15 protein-coding genes are annotated in these 15,622 nt (G+C 64.5%); 5 read left to right on the top strand and 10 right to left on the bottom strand.

Annotation, left to right across the window (positions count from 1 at the left end; all coding sequences use genetic code 11):
* The first annotated feature begins 39 nt into the window (after positions 1-39).
* The gene (locus ACP7BL_RS12280; protein ID WP_426258455.1) at positions 40-1,395 is read left to right on the top strand and encodes a cell wall hydrolase; all 1,356 of its coding nucleotides are present in this window, start codon (positions 40-42) and stop codon (positions 1,393-1,395) included.
* A 74-nt stretch (positions 1,396-1,469) separates the two neighbouring features.
* Here ACP7BL_RS12280 and ACP7BL_RS12275 read toward each other — a convergent pair whose 3' ends face one another.
* Genes ACP7BL_RS12275 through ACP7BL_RS12255 form a run of 5 tightly spaced genes read right to left on the bottom strand, consistent with a single transcriptional unit; the run spans position 1,470 to position 4,918 of the window.
* A complete protein-coding gene (locus ACP7BL_RS12275; RefSeq protein WP_137903243.1) occupies positions 1,470-3,272 on the bottom strand; it encodes an acyl-CoA dehydrogenase C-terminal domain-containing protein in 1,803 nt (600 codons plus the stop codon).
* Between the two features lie 5 nt (positions 3,273-3,277).
* On the bottom strand, positions 3,278-3,706 hold the full coding sequence (locus ACP7BL_RS12270; protein ID WP_010408546.1) for a MerR family transcriptional regulator: 429 nt from the start codon (positions 3,704-3,706) through the stop codon (positions 3,278-3,280).
* Between the two features lie 37 nt (positions 3,707-3,743).
* Positions 3,744-4,265 (bottom strand): hypothetical protein, encoded by a 522-nt coding sequence (locus ACP7BL_RS12265; RefSeq protein WP_426258446.1) that lies wholly within the window; start codon positions 4,263-4,265, stop codon positions 3,744-3,746.
* A complete protein-coding gene (hisI, locus tag ACP7BL_RS12260) occupies positions 4,262-4,624 on the bottom strand; it encodes a phosphoribosyl-AMP cyclohydrolase (RefSeq protein ID WP_033963312.1) in 363 nt (120 codons plus the stop codon). Before hisI ends, ACP7BL_RS12265 begins: the two co-directional genes overlap by 4 nt.
* Positions 4,625-4,669: 45 nt before the next feature.
* Positions 4,670-4,918: a Rho termination factor N-terminal domain-containing protein gene (locus tag ACP7BL_RS12255; RefSeq protein ID WP_033963310.1), complete on the bottom strand. Its 249-nt coding sequence runs from the start codon at positions 4,916-4,918 to the stop codon at positions 4,670-4,672.
* 155 nt (positions 4,919-5,073) lie between these two features.
* On the opposite strand from ACP7BL_RS12255, the gene purF reads away from it, so the two are divergent.
* Both purF and ACP7BL_RS12245 read left to right on the top strand, forming a co-directional pair.
* Positions 5,074-6,558 (top strand): amidophosphoribosyltransferase, encoded by a 1,485-nt coding sequence (purF, locus tag ACP7BL_RS12250; protein WP_137903244.1) that lies wholly within the window; start codon positions 5,074-5,076, stop codon positions 6,556-6,558.
* 101 nt (positions 6,559-6,659) lie between these two features.
* A complete protein-coding gene (locus tag ACP7BL_RS12245) occupies positions 6,660-7,370 on the top strand; it encodes an SDR family NAD(P)-dependent oxidoreductase (protein WP_033963309.1) in 711 nt (236 codons plus the stop codon).
* Here the strand turns inward: ACP7BL_RS12245 and ACP7BL_RS12240 are convergent.
* From ACP7BL_RS12240 to ACP7BL_RS12220, 5 genes are all read right to left on the bottom strand, one after another.
* Positions 7,367-8,563, bottom strand: coding sequence for a class I SAM-dependent methyltransferase (locus ACP7BL_RS12240; protein ID WP_426258445.1), 1,197 nt, complete (start codon positions 8,561-8,563; stop codon positions 7,367-7,369). The genes ACP7BL_RS12245 and ACP7BL_RS12240 overlap by 4 nt on opposite strands.
* Positions 8,564-8,604: 41 nt before the next feature.
* The gene (locus ACP7BL_RS12235; RefSeq protein WP_426258444.1) at positions 8,605-9,981 is read right to left on the bottom strand and encodes a cryptochrome/photolyase family protein; all 1,377 of its coding nucleotides are present in this window, start codon (positions 9,979-9,981) and stop codon (positions 8,605-8,607) included.
* Positions 9,982-10,114: 133 nt separating this feature from the next.
* Entirely contained in the window at positions 10,115-11,149 is a 1,035-nt protein-coding gene (locus ACP7BL_RS12230; RefSeq protein WP_126849066.1) for a 2-oxoacid:ferredoxin oxidoreductase subunit beta, read from the bottom strand.
* A 28-nt stretch (positions 11,150-11,177) separates the two neighbouring features.
* Entirely contained in the window at positions 11,178-13,088 is a 1,911-nt protein-coding gene (locus ACP7BL_RS12225; RefSeq protein ID WP_426258443.1) for a 2-oxoacid:acceptor oxidoreductase subunit alpha, read from the bottom strand.
* Between the two features lie 95 nt (positions 13,089-13,183).
* The gene (locus tag ACP7BL_RS12220; RefSeq protein WP_426258442.1) at positions 13,184-14,110 is read right to left on the bottom strand and encodes a histone deacetylase family protein; all 927 of its coding nucleotides are present in this window, start codon (positions 14,108-14,110) and stop codon (positions 13,184-13,186) included.
* Positions 14,111-14,156: 46 nt separating this feature from the next.
* Between ACP7BL_RS12220 and ACP7BL_RS12215 the strand changes: the two genes are divergently transcribed.
* Positions 14,157-15,104: an alpha/beta hydrolase gene (locus ACP7BL_RS12215; RefSeq protein ID WP_426258441.1), complete on the top strand. Its 948-nt coding sequence runs from the start codon at positions 14,157-14,159 to the stop codon at positions 15,102-15,104.
* Between the two features lie 17 nt (positions 15,105-15,121).
* On the top strand, positions 15,122-15,601 hold the full coding sequence (locus ACP7BL_RS12210; protein WP_033963298.1) for an RNA pyrophosphohydrolase: 480 nt from the start codon (positions 15,122-15,124) through the stop codon (positions 15,599-15,601).
* The last annotated feature ends 21 nt before the right edge of the window (positions 15,602-15,622 follow it).

The raw sequence follows: 15,622 nt of genomic DNA, 5'->3' as shown, positions 1-15,622 counted from the left end.
TGTCCGACGTCCTCCGTAACAAAGCTGCTTTTGACCTCCATGCTCCCTCCCTTGCGCCCTGGCCATATGCTGCGCGCGATCGTGCTGCTGATCGCCGCAATGGCGATCCTGATACCCGCACTGATCGTGCATTTTGCCCCGCCGGTCGTCCGGCACCTCGTTGCACACCCCCTGCCGACGCGCGTGGTGCCGCAAGCCGAGGTGCCGCCCGTCGAGCCCGTCGCCTTCGAGGATCTCGATCCCGACGAAGCGCGCGCGTTCAACGCCAGCGTCCCGTTCGTCGAAGGCCCCAACCCGGCGGCCCGCCCCTTCCGTTTGCCAGGAGACGCCCCCCAGCAAGCCCGTGCGATCGACTGTATGGCGGCGGCAGTCCTGTATGAGGCCGGGGACGATCCGGTCGGGCAGCGTGCGGTGGCACAGGTCGTCATCAACCGCGTTCGCCACCCCGCCTTTCCCAAGACGATCTGCGGCGTGGTGTTCCAGGGGGCGGAACGACCGACCGGTTGCCAATTCACGTTCACCTGCGACGGAGCGTTGGTGCGACACCATTGGGCAGATGCCCAATGGGCACGCGCGCGCTCGGTCGCAATGGCGGCGCTGAACGGTGCCGTGTTCAGGCCGGTCGGCCATGCCACGCATTACCACACGAACTGGGTCGTGCCGTATTGGCAGTCGAGCCTGGACAAGATTGCTGCGGTCAACACGCACCTGTTTTTCCGCTGGACCGGCTGGTGGGGCACGCCACCTGCGTTCAATCGCCATGTTTCGGCCGACGAGCCCATCATCGCCGCGCTCGCCGCCTATTCCGAAGCGCATCGCGGCATCGACACCGTCGTCGCGCCGGAGGGGGGCGTGGCGGTTGACGCAGCCGCAGCCGCCGCCCCACTCCCCCGCTCTTTGCCGGGGGATGCAAACAGCTTCCTGCTGACGCTAGACCCCGCCACGCTGTCGCCCGATGGCTTTGCACAGCTTGCGGCGCGCGCATGCGCAGATCGCCCTTATTGCAAGGTGATGGGCTGGACCGACCCGACCAAGACTCCAACGGCGCTGCCGCTGCAACCCGCGCAAATTGCCGCAATGTCGTTCAGCTACCTGCGCGATCAAGCCCATGGCTATGACAAGGCGTTGTGGAATTGCCGGGAGTTTCGGCGGTCTTTGCCCGCGCAGTGCATGAAGGCGCAAACCTTCCTGACCGCCGTCGCTGTCGTCCCGGAAAATGAGGCCCCGGCGGCCGTCGCCGCGGGCGCGCAAACGGCAGCCGCGCGCAGCTCGGTACCGGTACTCCCCGATGGCCTTGCAGGCGTGCGCCGCAAGGTGGAAACGCCTGCGGCAAAACCATCGCCGCCAACCAAAACGCCGCCGCCAGTTGCGACGGGAGGTAGCGAAGCGCGCTAACGCGTCGCCGGGCCGATGACATTCACCGGTGCCCCCCCGGCACGGTGGAGGGGGGCGCGATGCGCCCCCTTCCTTTACGCGGCCTCGAACATCTCCGGCGGCAGCGCCATCAATGCTTCCGCGCCCGCCTCGATCTTGCGGCGCAGCGCACCCGCCTCGGGCATGATCCGCTCGGCGAAGTAGCGCGCGGTCACCAGCTTGGCATCGAGGAAGGCTGCATCGCCCTCGCCCGCGGCCTTCAGCTTGGTCGCCGCCGTCACCATCCGCAGCCACATCAGGCCAAGCGCGACGATGCCCATCAGGTGCATGTAGCTGTGCGCCCCGGCTCCGACATTGTCGGGGTTCTTCATGCCGTTCTGGAGGAACCACAGCGTTGCCTGCTGCAACTCGCCATTGGCCTTTTCCAGACGCGCCGCAAAATCGGCGGTTGCTGGATCTGCCTTGCCCGCCGCCACTTCATCCGTGACGACCTTGAACAACGCCTGCACCGCACGGCCGCCATTCTGGGCGAGCTTGCGGCCGACCAGGTCCATCGCCTGCACGCCGTTGGTGCCTTCATAGATCATCGCGATGCGCGCATCGCGGACATATTGCTCCATGCCCCATTCGGCGATGTAGCCATGGCCGCCATAAACTTGCTGCGCATTGGTCGCGATGTCATAGCCCTTGTCGGTGCCATAGCCCTTGATCACCGGGGTCAGCAGCCCGACCAGATCGGCGGCGAGTTGCTTTTCCTCGTCCGTAGCGGCGGCATGTTCCAGATCGACTTGCAGCGCCGCCCACAGGCACAAAGCGCGCAAGCCCTCGGTCAGCGCCTTGGCTTCCATCAGCATCCGGCGGATGTCGGGATGGACGAACAGCGGATCGGCTTTCTCGCTGGGTTCCTTCGGGCCGGTCAGCGCGCGACCCTGACGACGATCCTGGGCATATTGCACCGCGTTCTGATACGCGACTTCGGCCACGGCCAGGCCCTGCAGACCGACGCCGAGGCGTGCCGCGTTCATCATGATGAACATCGCGGCCAGGCCCTTCATCTCCTCGCCGACCAGCCAGCCGATCGCGCCGTCATAGTTCATCACGCACGTCGAATTGGCGTGGATGCCCATCTTGTGCTCGATCGAGCCGCAGGTGACGGCGTTGCGCGCGCCGAGGCTGCCATCGTCCTCGACCATGAACTTGGGCACCACGAACAGCGAAATGCCCTTCGAGCTTTCCGGCGCGCCCGGCGTCTTGGCCAGCACGAGATGGATGATGTTCTCGGTCAGGTCATGCTCGCCCGACGAAATGAAGATCTTGGTGCCAGTAATGGCGTAGGAACCATCGCCCTGCGGCTCGGCGCGGGTGCGGATCAGGCCGAGGTCAGTGCCGCACTGCGGCTCGGTCAGGTTCATCGTGCCGCCCCATTTGCCGCTGACCATGTTGGGGACGTACTTAGCCTTCTGCTCGTCCGAGCCCTTGACCAGCAACGCCGCGATCGCACCGTGCGTCAGCCCGGGATACATGGCGAATGCCATGTTGGAGGAGATCATGAATTCCTGAAACGCGGTCGAAACGACGTGCGGCATCGCCTGCCCGCCAAACTCCTCCGGCGCGCTGAGCGTGCCCCAGCCCGATTCGACGAACGCGTCATAGGCTTCCTTGAAACCCTTGGGCGTGGTGACCGATCCGTCGTCATGGCGGGTGCAGCCTTCCTGATCGCCCGAATGATTGAGCGGGAACAGCACCTCGGCGACGAACTTGCCGCCCTCGTCCAGCACGGCATCGACCACATCGGGCGTTGCATTCTGGAAGCCGGGCAGATCGGCATAAGCCGGAAGGCCGACCACATGATCGAGCACGAAGCGAACATCACGAGCAGGGGGCGTATATTTCGGCATGGGGTTCAGTCCTTCAGGCGGCCTTGTGCGCCATTGGTTTCAAGCAAGGTGACGAAGTCGGCAAGTTCGGTAATCGCCGCATCGATATCGTGTTTTTGCGACTGGAGCAGCGCCATGCGCTCCCGACACCGCGCGATGGTGGTTGCCTTCTGCACCTGGCGACCATCGCCAATGTCGTACAGGTCGATCATTTCGCGAATCTCGCCGAGACTGAAGCCAACGCGCTTGCCCCGCAAAATCCAGGCAAGCCGCGCGCGATCGCGCTGCGAGTAGATGCGCGAGGTGCCGCGCCGCTCAGGCGCGATCAGCCCCTCGTCCTCGTAAAAGCGCAACGCCCGTGCGGTTACGCCGAATTCGGCCGACAAATCGGAAATGGAAAAGTGATCGCGCGTCGGGTGGCGATCGATCACGGCATAGGCTGGACCGCTAGGCATGAGCGACAAATAGTTTACCCTTACGTGAACGTCAAGCTCAACCGCCGCCAGCGCAAAGCAACCGGCCCCGGCTATCGCGCAAGGTCGATGCCTCCGAGATCGACTCGCTGAGCCGTGCCACATCCAGTGCAGCGATCGACGCGCGATGGATGCAGACCTTTTGGCATCCATCGGGCACGCGCGGCGGAAAGACGATCCGGTCCCCCTCGAAACGGGCATCGAAGCTGCAGGCCGAATCGCCGCCTTCCCCGCCGCGATCCAAGGTGATGTGCAGCGTTTCCCCGACTCGAGTCACGGTGCCAGACCCGCCGCAATTCTGCTGGTCGTCATAATCGACAAACACGCCGATGCGGTACGCCGTTGCGCTCGGCACGATGCAAACGCGGTCGCTTTCGCGCGCATACAGACCCGTAATGTCGGTGCTGGCGGGGTCGGGGATGACGCCCGCCTGGATGGCAGCGGCCTCCAGCCCGACCGGGGTCGGCGTGGCCGCAGGCTTGGGCTCAGCGCGGTGACACCCGCCTAGAACGAGGACCAGCAGCAGCGCGGCCCGCTTCACGCGGCCGACACCAACCGATCGCCGTCGATTCGACGATAGAAGCAGCTCCGCTCGCCCGTGTGGCAAGCCGGGCCCGCGGGGTCGACGATCAGCCACACGGCATCCTGATCGCAATCGATGCGAATGTCGGCCACGCGCAATACATGGCCCGACGTCTCGCCCTTCTTCCACAGCGCGGAGCGGCTGCGCGACCAGAAATGCGCCTCGCCGCTTTCGACCGTCAACCGCAGCGCCTCGGCATTCATATGGGCGAGCATCAGCACATCGCCCGACACGCGGTCGGTCGCGACCGCCGTGATCAAGCCAGCGGAATCATATTTGGGGTCCAGCACCAGGCCGGTTTCGCGAAGGTCTGCCATGCCGCAGGTCTAGCGCCCGCAGCCGCCCCCGTCATCCTTCCGCTGTCATTCGGCGCGAATCGCCTTGATCAGTTCGGCTTTGGTCATGCGCGAGCGCCCGACAACGCCGATCTCCCGCGCCTCCTCCAGCAGGTCGCTCTTGGTGCGCTGGTCCAGCGTCCCGCCGCGATGGCGGAGTGTGCCCGCCGCTTTGGCGTTGGCGATTCGCGCCGCCTTCTGCTCAGAGGCCCCCTGTTTGCGCAGCGCTTCGTAGAGTTCGTCGTCCTTCACGCTGGGTCCGTGATCCTTCGCCATGCTCAATCTCCCGCGACCGATAACAAACTTTCCCGCAAAGCCGCCGAAACGAACAATGCGACCAATCGCTCCCCATCATGTGACAAAAGCGCGACAAACCGAATGGCGCTCCCTATATGCCGCCTCGAAGCTCTACCCTCCCCCAAAGGGCCCCCATGCTGACAACCAATCCGTTCGACGTCTCCCAAGATGGAGACACGCTGCATGAAGAGTGCGGCATTTTCGGTATCTCTGGCGCAGCCGATGCGGCGCGCCTGGTCGCACTGGGGCTGCACGCGCTCCAGCATCGCGGCCAGGAAGCGGCCGGCATCACCAGCTTTGACGGCACCGAATTCCACACCCACCGCGCGATGGGCCATGTCGCGGGCAATTTCGACCGCGAAGAGGTGATGGTCCCGCTGCGCGGCAGCGTCGCCTGCGGGCATGTGCGCTATTCGACCACTGGCGAAACCGCGCTGCGCAACGTCCAGCCGCTCTATGCCGATCTCGCCTCGGGCGGCTTCGCGATCGCGCATAACGGCAATATTTCCAACGCGATGCGGCTGCGGCGCGATCTCGTGCGGCGCGGTTCGATCTTCCAGTCGACCAGCGACACTGAGACGATCATTCACCTCGTCGCCACTTCCAATTACCGTACGGTCGTCGACAAGTTCATCGATGCACTCAAGCGTGTCGAAGGAGCCTATTCGCTGATCGTGATGACGCCCGAGGGCATGATCGCCTGCCGCGATCCGCTCGGCATCCGCCCGCTGGTGATGGGCAAGATCGAACAATCGGACGGCAGCGAGGCGGTAATCTTCGCTTCCGAAACGGTTGCGCTCGACGTGGTCGGTGCGACCTTCGTCCGCTCGATCGAGCCAGGCGAGCTGGTGATGGTCAAAGGCAGCGAGATCACCTCGCACAGCCCGTTCGCGCCGGTCGCGCCGCGCCCGTGCATCTTTGAATTCGTCTATTTCTCGCGCCCCGATTCGATCTCGGAGGACCGCAGCGTCTACACCGTGCGCAAGGCGATCGGCGCGCAGCTCGCGATCGAAAGCCCGGTCGAGGCGGATCTGGTGATCCCGGTTCCCGATTCGGGGACCCCGGCGGCGCTGGGTTATGCGCAGGAATCGGGGATTCCGTTCGAACTGGGCATCATCCGCTCGCATTATGTCGGCCGCACCTTCATCCAGCCGGGCGACAAGGTCCGCCACTTGGGCGTGAAGCTGAAGCACAACGCCAATCGCGCGCTGATCAAGGGCAAGCGCGTCGTGCTGATCGACGATTCGATCGTGCGTGGCACCACCAGCCTCAAGATCGTCGAAATGATGCGCGAAGCGGGCGCGGCCGAAGTGCATATGCGCATCGCCAGCCCGCCGACGCGGCATTCGTGCTTCTACGGCGTCGACACGCCCGAACGTGCCAAGCTGCTCGCCGCGACCAAGAATCTCGAAGAAATGGCGACCTATATCAAGGCCGACAGCCTCGCCTTCATCTCGATCGACGGGCTCTACAAGGCGCTCGGCGAACCCCAGCGCAACGCGATCCGCCCGAGCCATTGCGATGCCTGCTTCACCGGCGATTATCCGACCACGCTGACCGACCAGGACGATGTTTCCTCGGTCGACCAGTTCGCGTTGCTGGCGGAACGGATGATCTGATCTTTACCGTTCGGACTGAGCTTGTCGAAGCACCGCCCTTTCTTCTAACGATTCAGAAAGTGCCGCCCTTCGACAAGCTCAGGGCGAACGGGAGTTAGTACATGACCGACAAGCCCCTCGCCAACCAGATCGCGCTCGTTACCGGTGCCAGTCGCGGTATCGGGGCGGCGACCGCCCAGGCTTTGGCGGCGGCGGGTGCGCATGTCGTGCTGACCGCGCGCACCGCTGCGGGGCTGGAAGCGGTCGAAAGCGCGATCTTCGATGCCGGCGGGTCCGCGACAATCGCACCGCTCAACTTGACCGAGACCGACAGCATTGCCCGCCTGGGCGCGGCGATCGGAGAGCGCTGGCCTGCGCTCGACATCATGGTGCTCAACGCCGCGATGCTGGGGCAATTGTCTGCCGTGCCCGCGATCGACGTGAAGGAAATGGCGCAAGTCCTGACGCTCAACATCAGCGCACAGGCAGCGTTGATCGCGGCGTTCGACCCGATGCTGCGCAAGTCCAAACGCGCGCGGGTGATTGGCCTCACCTCCAGCGTGGCGCGCAAGCCGCGCGCCTATTGGGGGCTGTACGGGGCATCCAAGGCGGCGTTCGAAACGCTGCTCGCGTCCTATGGCGACGAAATGGAGCGGATCAGCAATGTCCGCACCGCAATCCTCGATCCCGGCGCGACGCGGACGGCGATGCGGCACAAGGCCTATCCCGGCGAAGACCCGAAATCGGTCAAGGAGCCAGCGGTGGTGGCCGACCGCATCGTCGCGCTGCTGACCGAGGATTTCGCGACCGGGCATTTCGAGCGGATCGGCTAAGCGCCCTTAACCAGCGTCACCTGTGCGACATCAATCCCGCCGCCGCGAAAGCCACCTTCGCAGTACATCAGATAATAGCGCCATAAGTCGATGAATTTTTGATCGAATTTCTTCGGCAAGCGACCGGAAGCGACCGCCGCGTCAAAACGATCGCGCCAGCGGCGCAGCGTCTCGGCATAATGTAGCCCGAAGCCGTGCCGGTCGCGCCACTCGAGCCCGTTCTGCTCCGCGAACGCGCGAAACCGGCTTTCCGACAACAGCATTCCGCCCGGAAAGACGAAGCGCTGTATAAAATCGACGTTCGCCGCATAGGCCTCGAAGATCGCGTCATCGATCGCGATATATTGAATCGCTGCGCGCGCGCCGGGCTTCAGCGCCCGTGAGATTGCCGCGAGATAGGTGCCCCAATATTCCTGCCCGACCGCCTCGACCATTTCGATGCTGGCGACGCCATCGTACTGCCCTGTCACGTCGCGATAATCGGTAAGCGACACGGTGACGCCCGTCAGCCCGGCGGTTGCGATCCGCGCGTTGACCGCACGCTCCTGCTCCGCCGACAGCGTGATCGCGTCCACCGCCAGCCCGCGTCGCGCAGCAGCCTCGGCAAAGCCGCCCCAGCCGCAGCCGATCTCCAGCACGCGCGCGCCCGGTGGCAGCGCCAAGCGATCGAGGACCGCCTCGTTCTTGCGCGCCTGCGCCGCTTCCAGCGACTCCTCGGTCACGACCGGTTCGGCAAACAGCGCCGACGAGTAAGTCAGGCTGGGGTCGAGCCACAGCCGGTAGAAATCGTTGCCCAAATCATAGTGAAACTCGATATTTCGCTTAGAACCGGTGCGAGAATTACGTCGCAAGCCATTACGCCAATGACGTAAAAACCGCATCGCGCCCTGCGCGCGCCCGGCCCCGCCGAGGGTGCGTCGGTTGCGCATGAACAGTTCGAACAACACCGTGGGATCGGGACTGCGCCATTCGCCCTTCGACCAGGCGACGTACCAGCCTGCCGAGCCGCCGGTCACCAAGCGGCCCAGCGCGCGCCAGCGCACCAGATCAACCACGGCGTCAGGCCCCGGCGCTCGCCCGCCAAGCCTGCGCGTGCGCGTGCCGGGAAGGGTTGCCGTCAACGATCCTTCCGCCAAGCCGGCATCAATCCGGTCGAGCAAGCGGTCGAACAGAGTCGCGAGAAGGCTGGTCATCGCGGCTTCCCTCGCACCCTCAGGGCGCGCTCGCAAGCGGTTCAATGAGCCTGTTTTACTGCTGCCAGCGCCCGTTCGCGCGCCGCGCGGTGGCCGATGATCTTGGGCGGATAGGCAGCGGGCCGACATCCGGCTTCTTCGGGGTCGTGGATCGCGTCGCCGCGCACCTGCGCCAGTTCTGGCACCCACTGGCGAATATAGTCCCCGGCCTCGAATTTGGGCGATTGCACGAGGGGTGCCATGATGCGGACGAACATGTTCGCGTCGATCCCCGTCCCGGCGGTCCACTGCCAGTTGACCGCGTTGGACCCGTAATCGGCATCGACCAAGCAATCCCAGAACCAGCGCTCGCCCTCGCGCCAGTCGATCAGCAGATGCTTGATCAGAAAGCTGGCGGTAATCATGCGCACGCGATTGTGCATCCAGCCCGTAGCCCAGAGCTGTCGCATACCGGCGTCGACGATCGGATAGCCGGTGCGCCCCTGCTGCCATGCCTTCAGATCGGCGGCAGCGGCGGCTCCCGTGCGCCATGGCAACGTGTCGAGTGTCGGACGCCCGTTCCGGCTGCCATAGTCCGGGAATTGCAGGATCACATTTTGCGCATAATCGCGCCAGCCAAGCTCGCTGAAGAAGGTATCGACCGATCCGCCAGCTGCGGCCACCGCGTGCCACACCTGGGCTGCCGAGAGTTCGCCGAAATGCAGATGCGGCGACAGGCGCGAGCTGCCTTCGATCGACGGCAGATTGCGGGTTTCGTCATAAGTGGCGGCATGGCGTTTGAAGGCGTTCAGTTTGTGCCACGCCCCCGCTTCGCCCGGGGTCCAATCCGCTGCGAAGCCGGTCGCCCAATCCGGTTTGATCGGCAGCAAGCCCCACTCGTCGAGCCGCTCGCTGCGCGGCCAGTGCGCGGGCGCGGGAATCCTCGACGGTTTGGGCAGCGGCGCGGGCGGCGGCATCTGCTGCTGCAGCGCGCGCCAGAACGGGGTGAATATCTTATACTGCCCGCCGCTACCGGTGGTGATCGACCCAGGCTGTGCGAGATAGTTGCCGCCATGACATATGAGATCGAGCCGCTTCGCCACCGCGCGTTCGGCATTGCGCCACCACGGCTCGAAGTGGCGGATGCAATGCACGCGGCTTGCCCCGGTTTCGGCGGCGAGTTCCTCCAGCGCGGTCTCGCATTTCCCGCGCCTCAGGATCAGCCGTGACCCCGCCGCACGCAGATCGGTATCGAGGCAGGCAAGGCTGTGGTGCAGCCACCAGCGCGATGCACCGCCCATGGCATAGTGTTTGGGAGTCTCTTCATCGAGGACGTACACTGGGATGACCGCCCCCTCCCCGATCGCAGCGGCAAGCGCGGGCTGGTCGGCAAGGCGCAAGTCACGGCGCAGCCAGAGGAGGGTTGGAACGCTGGTCAAGGCTTGGGCAACGTGCGGTGGAAATTACGCGCACAAAGCCACAAAGACACAAAGGATTCCCTCACTGGAACGGGCTTGCGAGATTGGTGATCGCTCAACCCACGTCCTTCTTTGCGCCTTTATGCGAGTTTCCTTACTCCGCCCGCGGCTCTTTCTCCACCTGCCAGGTCTGGCCCTGGCTCAGCAGATGCTGGAGGTTGGGCGTCTTGCCCTTGGCGGCTTCGATATTCTGCGTGACGACCGCGCTTTCGAAGGTCGGGGCGGGATCGTCGAACAGCACGCCCAAAGCCATCGGGAAAGTGCCGAACGGCATTTCCACCAGCATGTGCGCCAACCCGCGATTGGTCTGGTCATGGACAATCACGCCCGCCGCCTGCCAATCGCCATCGACCACGTCGACGACCTTGAGCACCAGCCGTTCGCGATCCATCGTCAGGCCCTTGGTGCCGCCGTCGAACAGCAACGGCTTGCCGTGCTCGACCCACATCTGGCTGCCCGCCGCATTCTTCTTCTCGGTGAAGGGCGCGAACACGTCGTCATTGTAGACGATGCAGTTCTGGAAGATTTCGACGAACCCCGTGCCCTTATGAGCGTAGGCCGCCTTGAGCACGCCAACGAGATTCTTGTGAACGTCGATCGCGCGCGCGATGAAGCGCCCGCCCGCGCCCAGCGCAAAGGCACACGGGTTGGCCGGGCGGTCGACCGAGCCGAACGGCGTCGATGGCGTGCGCGTGCCGACGCGCGACGTCGGCGAATATTGCCCCTTGGTCAGACCGTAAATCTCGTTGTTGAACAGCAGCACCTGGCAATCGAGATTGCGGCGAATGAGGTGCATCGTGTGGTTGCCGCCGATCGACAGCGCATCGCCGTCGCCGGTGATGATCCACACGTCGAGATCGGGATTGGCGAGCTTCACGCCCGTCGCCACCGCCGGCGCACGGCCGTGGATGGTGTGGAAGCCGTAGGTTTCCATATAATAAGGGAAGCGCGACGAGCAGCCGATGCCGCTGACGAACACGGTGTTTTCGGGCCGTGCGCCAATCTCGGGCATGGTGCGTTGCACCGCCTTCAGAATCGCATAGTCACCGCAACCGGGGCACCAACGCACCTCCTGGTCGGTTTCCCAATCCTTGGGGGTGGACTTGGCGATGGGGGTCATGTCGTTCATCGGAGAAGACCTGAATGTTGGAAGCGGATTATGACAGGGCGGCCAAGGCGGCGTCGATCGCTGCCTCGATTTCGGAGATCAGGAAGGGCTGACCGGACACTTTGTTGAGCGGCTTGGCGTCGACCAGGAACTGGTCGCGCAGCACCGTCTTGAGCTGGCCGGTGTTCATTTCCGGAACCACGATCCGCTCATAACCCTTTAGCAAAGCACCCAGATTGGCAGGCATCGGCCAGATGTGGCGGATATGGATGTGGGCGACATCCAAACCCCTGGCGCGGGCGCGGCGCACCGCCTGGTGGATCGGTCCGAAGGTCGAGCCCCAGCCGACGATCGCCAGCTTGCCCGAGGTTTCGCCCAGTTCCACGATCTGGTCCGGCACCGCGATATTGGCAACCTTGTCGCGGCGGATTTCGGTCATCTTCTGGTGGTTTTCGGCACCATAATCGAGGTTGCCGGTGCCGACCGCTTTCTCGATCCCGCCGATGCGGTGGAGCAAGCCGGGCGTGCCGGGCTTCACCCACGGACGCTTCAATTTCTCATCGCGGCCATAGGGCAGGAATTTCCACTCGTCCGGATTTTCCGACGCGAGCTTGTCCTGCATTTCCTGCTTGCCGGCAAACTCGACCGGGAACGGGGCATAGCTGCTCATGTCCGGCACCAGCCACGGCTCCGCAGCATTGGCGATATAGCCGTCGGTCAACAGCATCACCGGCGTCATATACTGCACCGCGATGCGCACCGCCTCGATCGCGCAATCGAAGCAATCGGCGGCGGACCGCGCGGCGATCACCGGCATCGGCGCATCACCGTTGCGGCCATAGACCGCCTGATAAAGATCGGATTGTTCGGTCTTGGTCGGCAGCCCGGTCGAAGGCCCGCCGCGCTGCGAATTGACGATGACGAGGGGCAGCTCGGTCATGATCGCCAGCCCCATCGCCTCGCCCTTCAGCGCAATGCCCGGACCCGACGACGAGGTGACGCCAAGCTGCCCGGCATAGGATGCACCGATCGCCGAGGCGATTGCGGCGATCTCATCCTCGGCCTGGAAGGTGGTGACGCCATATTCCTTCAGGCGCGACAGGAAGTGCAGGATCGCCGAGGCGGGCGTGATCGGATAGCCGCCGAAGAACATCGGCACGCCAGCCAATTGCACGCCAGCGACCAGCCCCATCGAAATCGACTCGGCACCGGTCACAGTGCGGTAGAGACCGGGCTCGGCTGGGGCGACACCGATATGCTGCTGCTTCATCGGCCCGGAAAGCTCGGCAGTTTCGCCATAAGCATGACCAGCGTTCAGCGCCGCGATATTGGCCTCGGCCAACACCGGGGCTTTGGCGAATTTCGACTTGAGCCAGTCGATGATCGGCTGCCGGTCGCGATCGAACATCCAGAGCGCCAGACCCAGCGTCCACATGTTCTTGCAGCGCAGCGCTTCCTTATTGCCGAGGCCGAAGGGCTTCACCGCATCGAGCGTCAATTGCGAAATGTTGAAGCTCAGCAACTGCCACTTGGCGAGGCTGCCATCGGTCAGCGGGTTGGTGGCATATTTCGCCTTGGCGAGGTTGCGTTCGCCGAATTCGCCTTCATCGGCGATGATCAGGCCGCCCGCCTTCAACTGGCCGACATTCACCTTCAGCGCCGCCGGGTTCATCGCGACGAGTACGTCGGGGGCGTCGCCTGCGGTCTCGATCGCGGTCGAGCCGAAATTGATCTGGAAGGCGGAAACGCCGAACAACGTGCCCTGCGGCGCGCGGATTTCGGCGGGAAAATCGGGAAAGGTCGCCAGATCGTTGCCGGACAGCGCGGTGGACAGCGTGAACTGCCCGCCCGTCAACTGCATCCCATCGCCCGAATCGCCCGCGAAGCGGACGACAACCGACTCGGCGGCGGGGTGGGCGGAGGCTTCTTGGGGGGTTACTTCATGCGCGGCGGTCGCCATTACGTCTGTCCTGCGGGATATCGTTGTCATGCCCCTTATGCCTCGGAAGGCGGCGGGCCAAGGTAGTTTGAGCGTAGCGGAAGGCAACCGTTGCTTTAGGGCAACGCCACAGCGCCGGTAAAGCGCGCTTCCTGATAGGCTTGCCCCAGCGTCAAAATCGCGCGCACATGCGCCTCGGCGAGCACCGCGACGTCGCGCCCATATCCCCCGCCAACGGTGCTCGCGAGCGCAATGCCGCGTGCGGCTGCGGCACGGCCGACAAAGGTGTCGCGCGCCACCAGCCCCTGCGGCGTCAGCGACAGGCGACCGAGCCGATCCTCCGCCAACGGATCGACCCCCGCCTGATACAGAATCAGATCTGGGCGATACGCATCGAGCATTGGCAGCAAGGTTTCCGCCAGCGCCGCAAGATAGGCGGCGTCCCCGGTTCCGTCCGGCAACGCGACATCGCAGGTCGAGCGTGCCTTGCGCGCAGGAAAATTCTTCTCGGCATGAATCGAATAGGTGGCGATTCCCGGATGCCCGGCGGTGAGCGCCGCCGTGCCGTCCCCCTGATGCACGTCGCAATCGACCACCAGCACCCGCCGCGCATCCTCTTCGGCCAGACGGACCGCAGCGATGGCGAGATCGTTGAGCACGCAATAGCCAGCGCCCGTCGCCGCCAGCGCATGATGGCTGCCGCCCGCACTGTTCGCCGCAAAACCGCGTTCGAGGGCAAGCTTGCCCGCCAGCCACGTGCCGCCCGGCACCACCGCAGCGCGCGCCGCCACCGATGGCGTTACGGCAAAGCCGATCCGACGTTCCTTGTCGCGCGGGACGCGGGCGGCGAGCACCTCGGCGACATAGTCCGGATCGTGCGCGGCCTCGAGCCAGCGCAAGGGCATCGACACGGGTTCGTGCCATTCGATCGCGGCACCGTGTGCGCGCAACAGATCGCGGATTGCGGCATTCTTGCTGAGCTGGCTCGGATTGGCGGATTGGCCGGAAGCGACATAGGCTGGGTGATGGACGACCGCGATCATCCCGCTTAGGTAGGCATGCAGCTGGCACAGACCAATGGAGAGATGCGTGACCCAACCCTATGTCCGCCCCGATGTCGCGGGTTTCCTCGGATTTCTCAACAATCTGCCCGGCCCCAAGATGCACCAGCTCGAACCCCCTGCGGCGCGCGCAACCTATGCCGCGATGAAGGACATTGCCGATCCCCCGGTTGGCGAGCTCGCCACCATCGCCGACCTCACCATTCCCGGTCCGGCTGGCGATATTCCCGCGCGGCTGTTCGACGTGGCGGAAAGCCGTACGCCGGGGCCGCTCATTGTCTTTTTCCATGGCGGCGGCTTTGTGATCGGCGACCTCGACACGCATGCCAGCTTTTGCGCCGAGGTTTCGCGCACACTCGATCTGCCGGTGCTGGCGGTCGATTATCGGCTCGCTCCCGAGACGCCCTGGCCCGCCGCGCCGGACGATTGCGAAGCGGCAGCGCGCTGGGCGGCCGACAGCCCCGCCGCATTGAGTCGCAAGGTCACCGGTCTGGTGACTTGCGGTGACAGCGCCGGAGGCAACCTCGCGATCGTCGTCGCGATGGCGCTGCGCGATACGCCCGCCGCTGTTCCGGTGATCGCGCAATTGCCCTTCTATCCGGCGACCGACACGACGCAGGACTATCCTTCCTACAGCCAGTTCGCCGAAGGGTATCTGCTGACCCGTGACAGCATGGACTGGTTCAACGCTGCCTATCAGGCCGAGGCGGAACACATCCGCGCTTCGCCCCTGAAAGGCGATCTCACCGGAATGCCACCGGCGGTGGTGGTGACCGCCAGCCTCGACCCCATTCGCGACCAGGGCCGCGCTTATGCTGCAGCGCTGGCGCGCGCGGGCGTTGCCGTCGTGTACCGCGAAGCGGTAGGGAACATCCACGGCTTCATCACGCTGCGCAAGGCGATCCCCTCCTCGGTCGGCGATGTGGCGGGCGCATTGGCAGCGGCCAAGACGCTGATCGCCGAGGCCGGCGCGTAACCCCATAAGGACCGTTCATGACCGATATCGCCACCCTGCCCTACCGCCCCTGTGCCGGGCTGATGATCCTGAACGCCGACGGAAAGGTCTTCGTCGGCCAGCGCATCGATGCCGAGGTCGAGGCATGGCAAATGCCGCAGGGTGGCATCGACGATGGCGAGGATGCGCAAACTGCGGCGATCCGCGAACTGGGGGAAGAAACCGGCATCGCCCCCGACAAGGTCGAACTGATCGCGATCGCGCCCGATGAGCTGTTCTACGATTTGCCGGAAGAACTGGTCGGCAAGGTGTGGAAGGGCAAATGGCGCGGCCAGCGGCAGCGCTGGTTCCTGTACCGCTTTCTCGGCAGCGATGCGGACATCGACATCGCCACCGCGCATCAGGAGTTCAAGGACTGGACTTGGGTTGAGCCGCATACCCTCCCCGAAGTGATCGTCGCGTTCAAAAAGCCGTTGTACGAACAGGTGCTTGCCGCTTTTGCGCCGCATCTGCGCTGAACCGAAACGCGCTGGCGACGA

Source organism: Sphingomonas sp. DC1600-2, from assembly GCF_049897605.1.
Classification (GTDB): domain Bacteria; phylum Pseudomonadota; class Alphaproteobacteria; order Sphingomonadales; family Sphingomonadaceae; genus Sphingomonas.
Note: the sequence above shows the minus strand (reverse complement) of the source record. Positions and strands in the feature narration are given on the sequence as shown.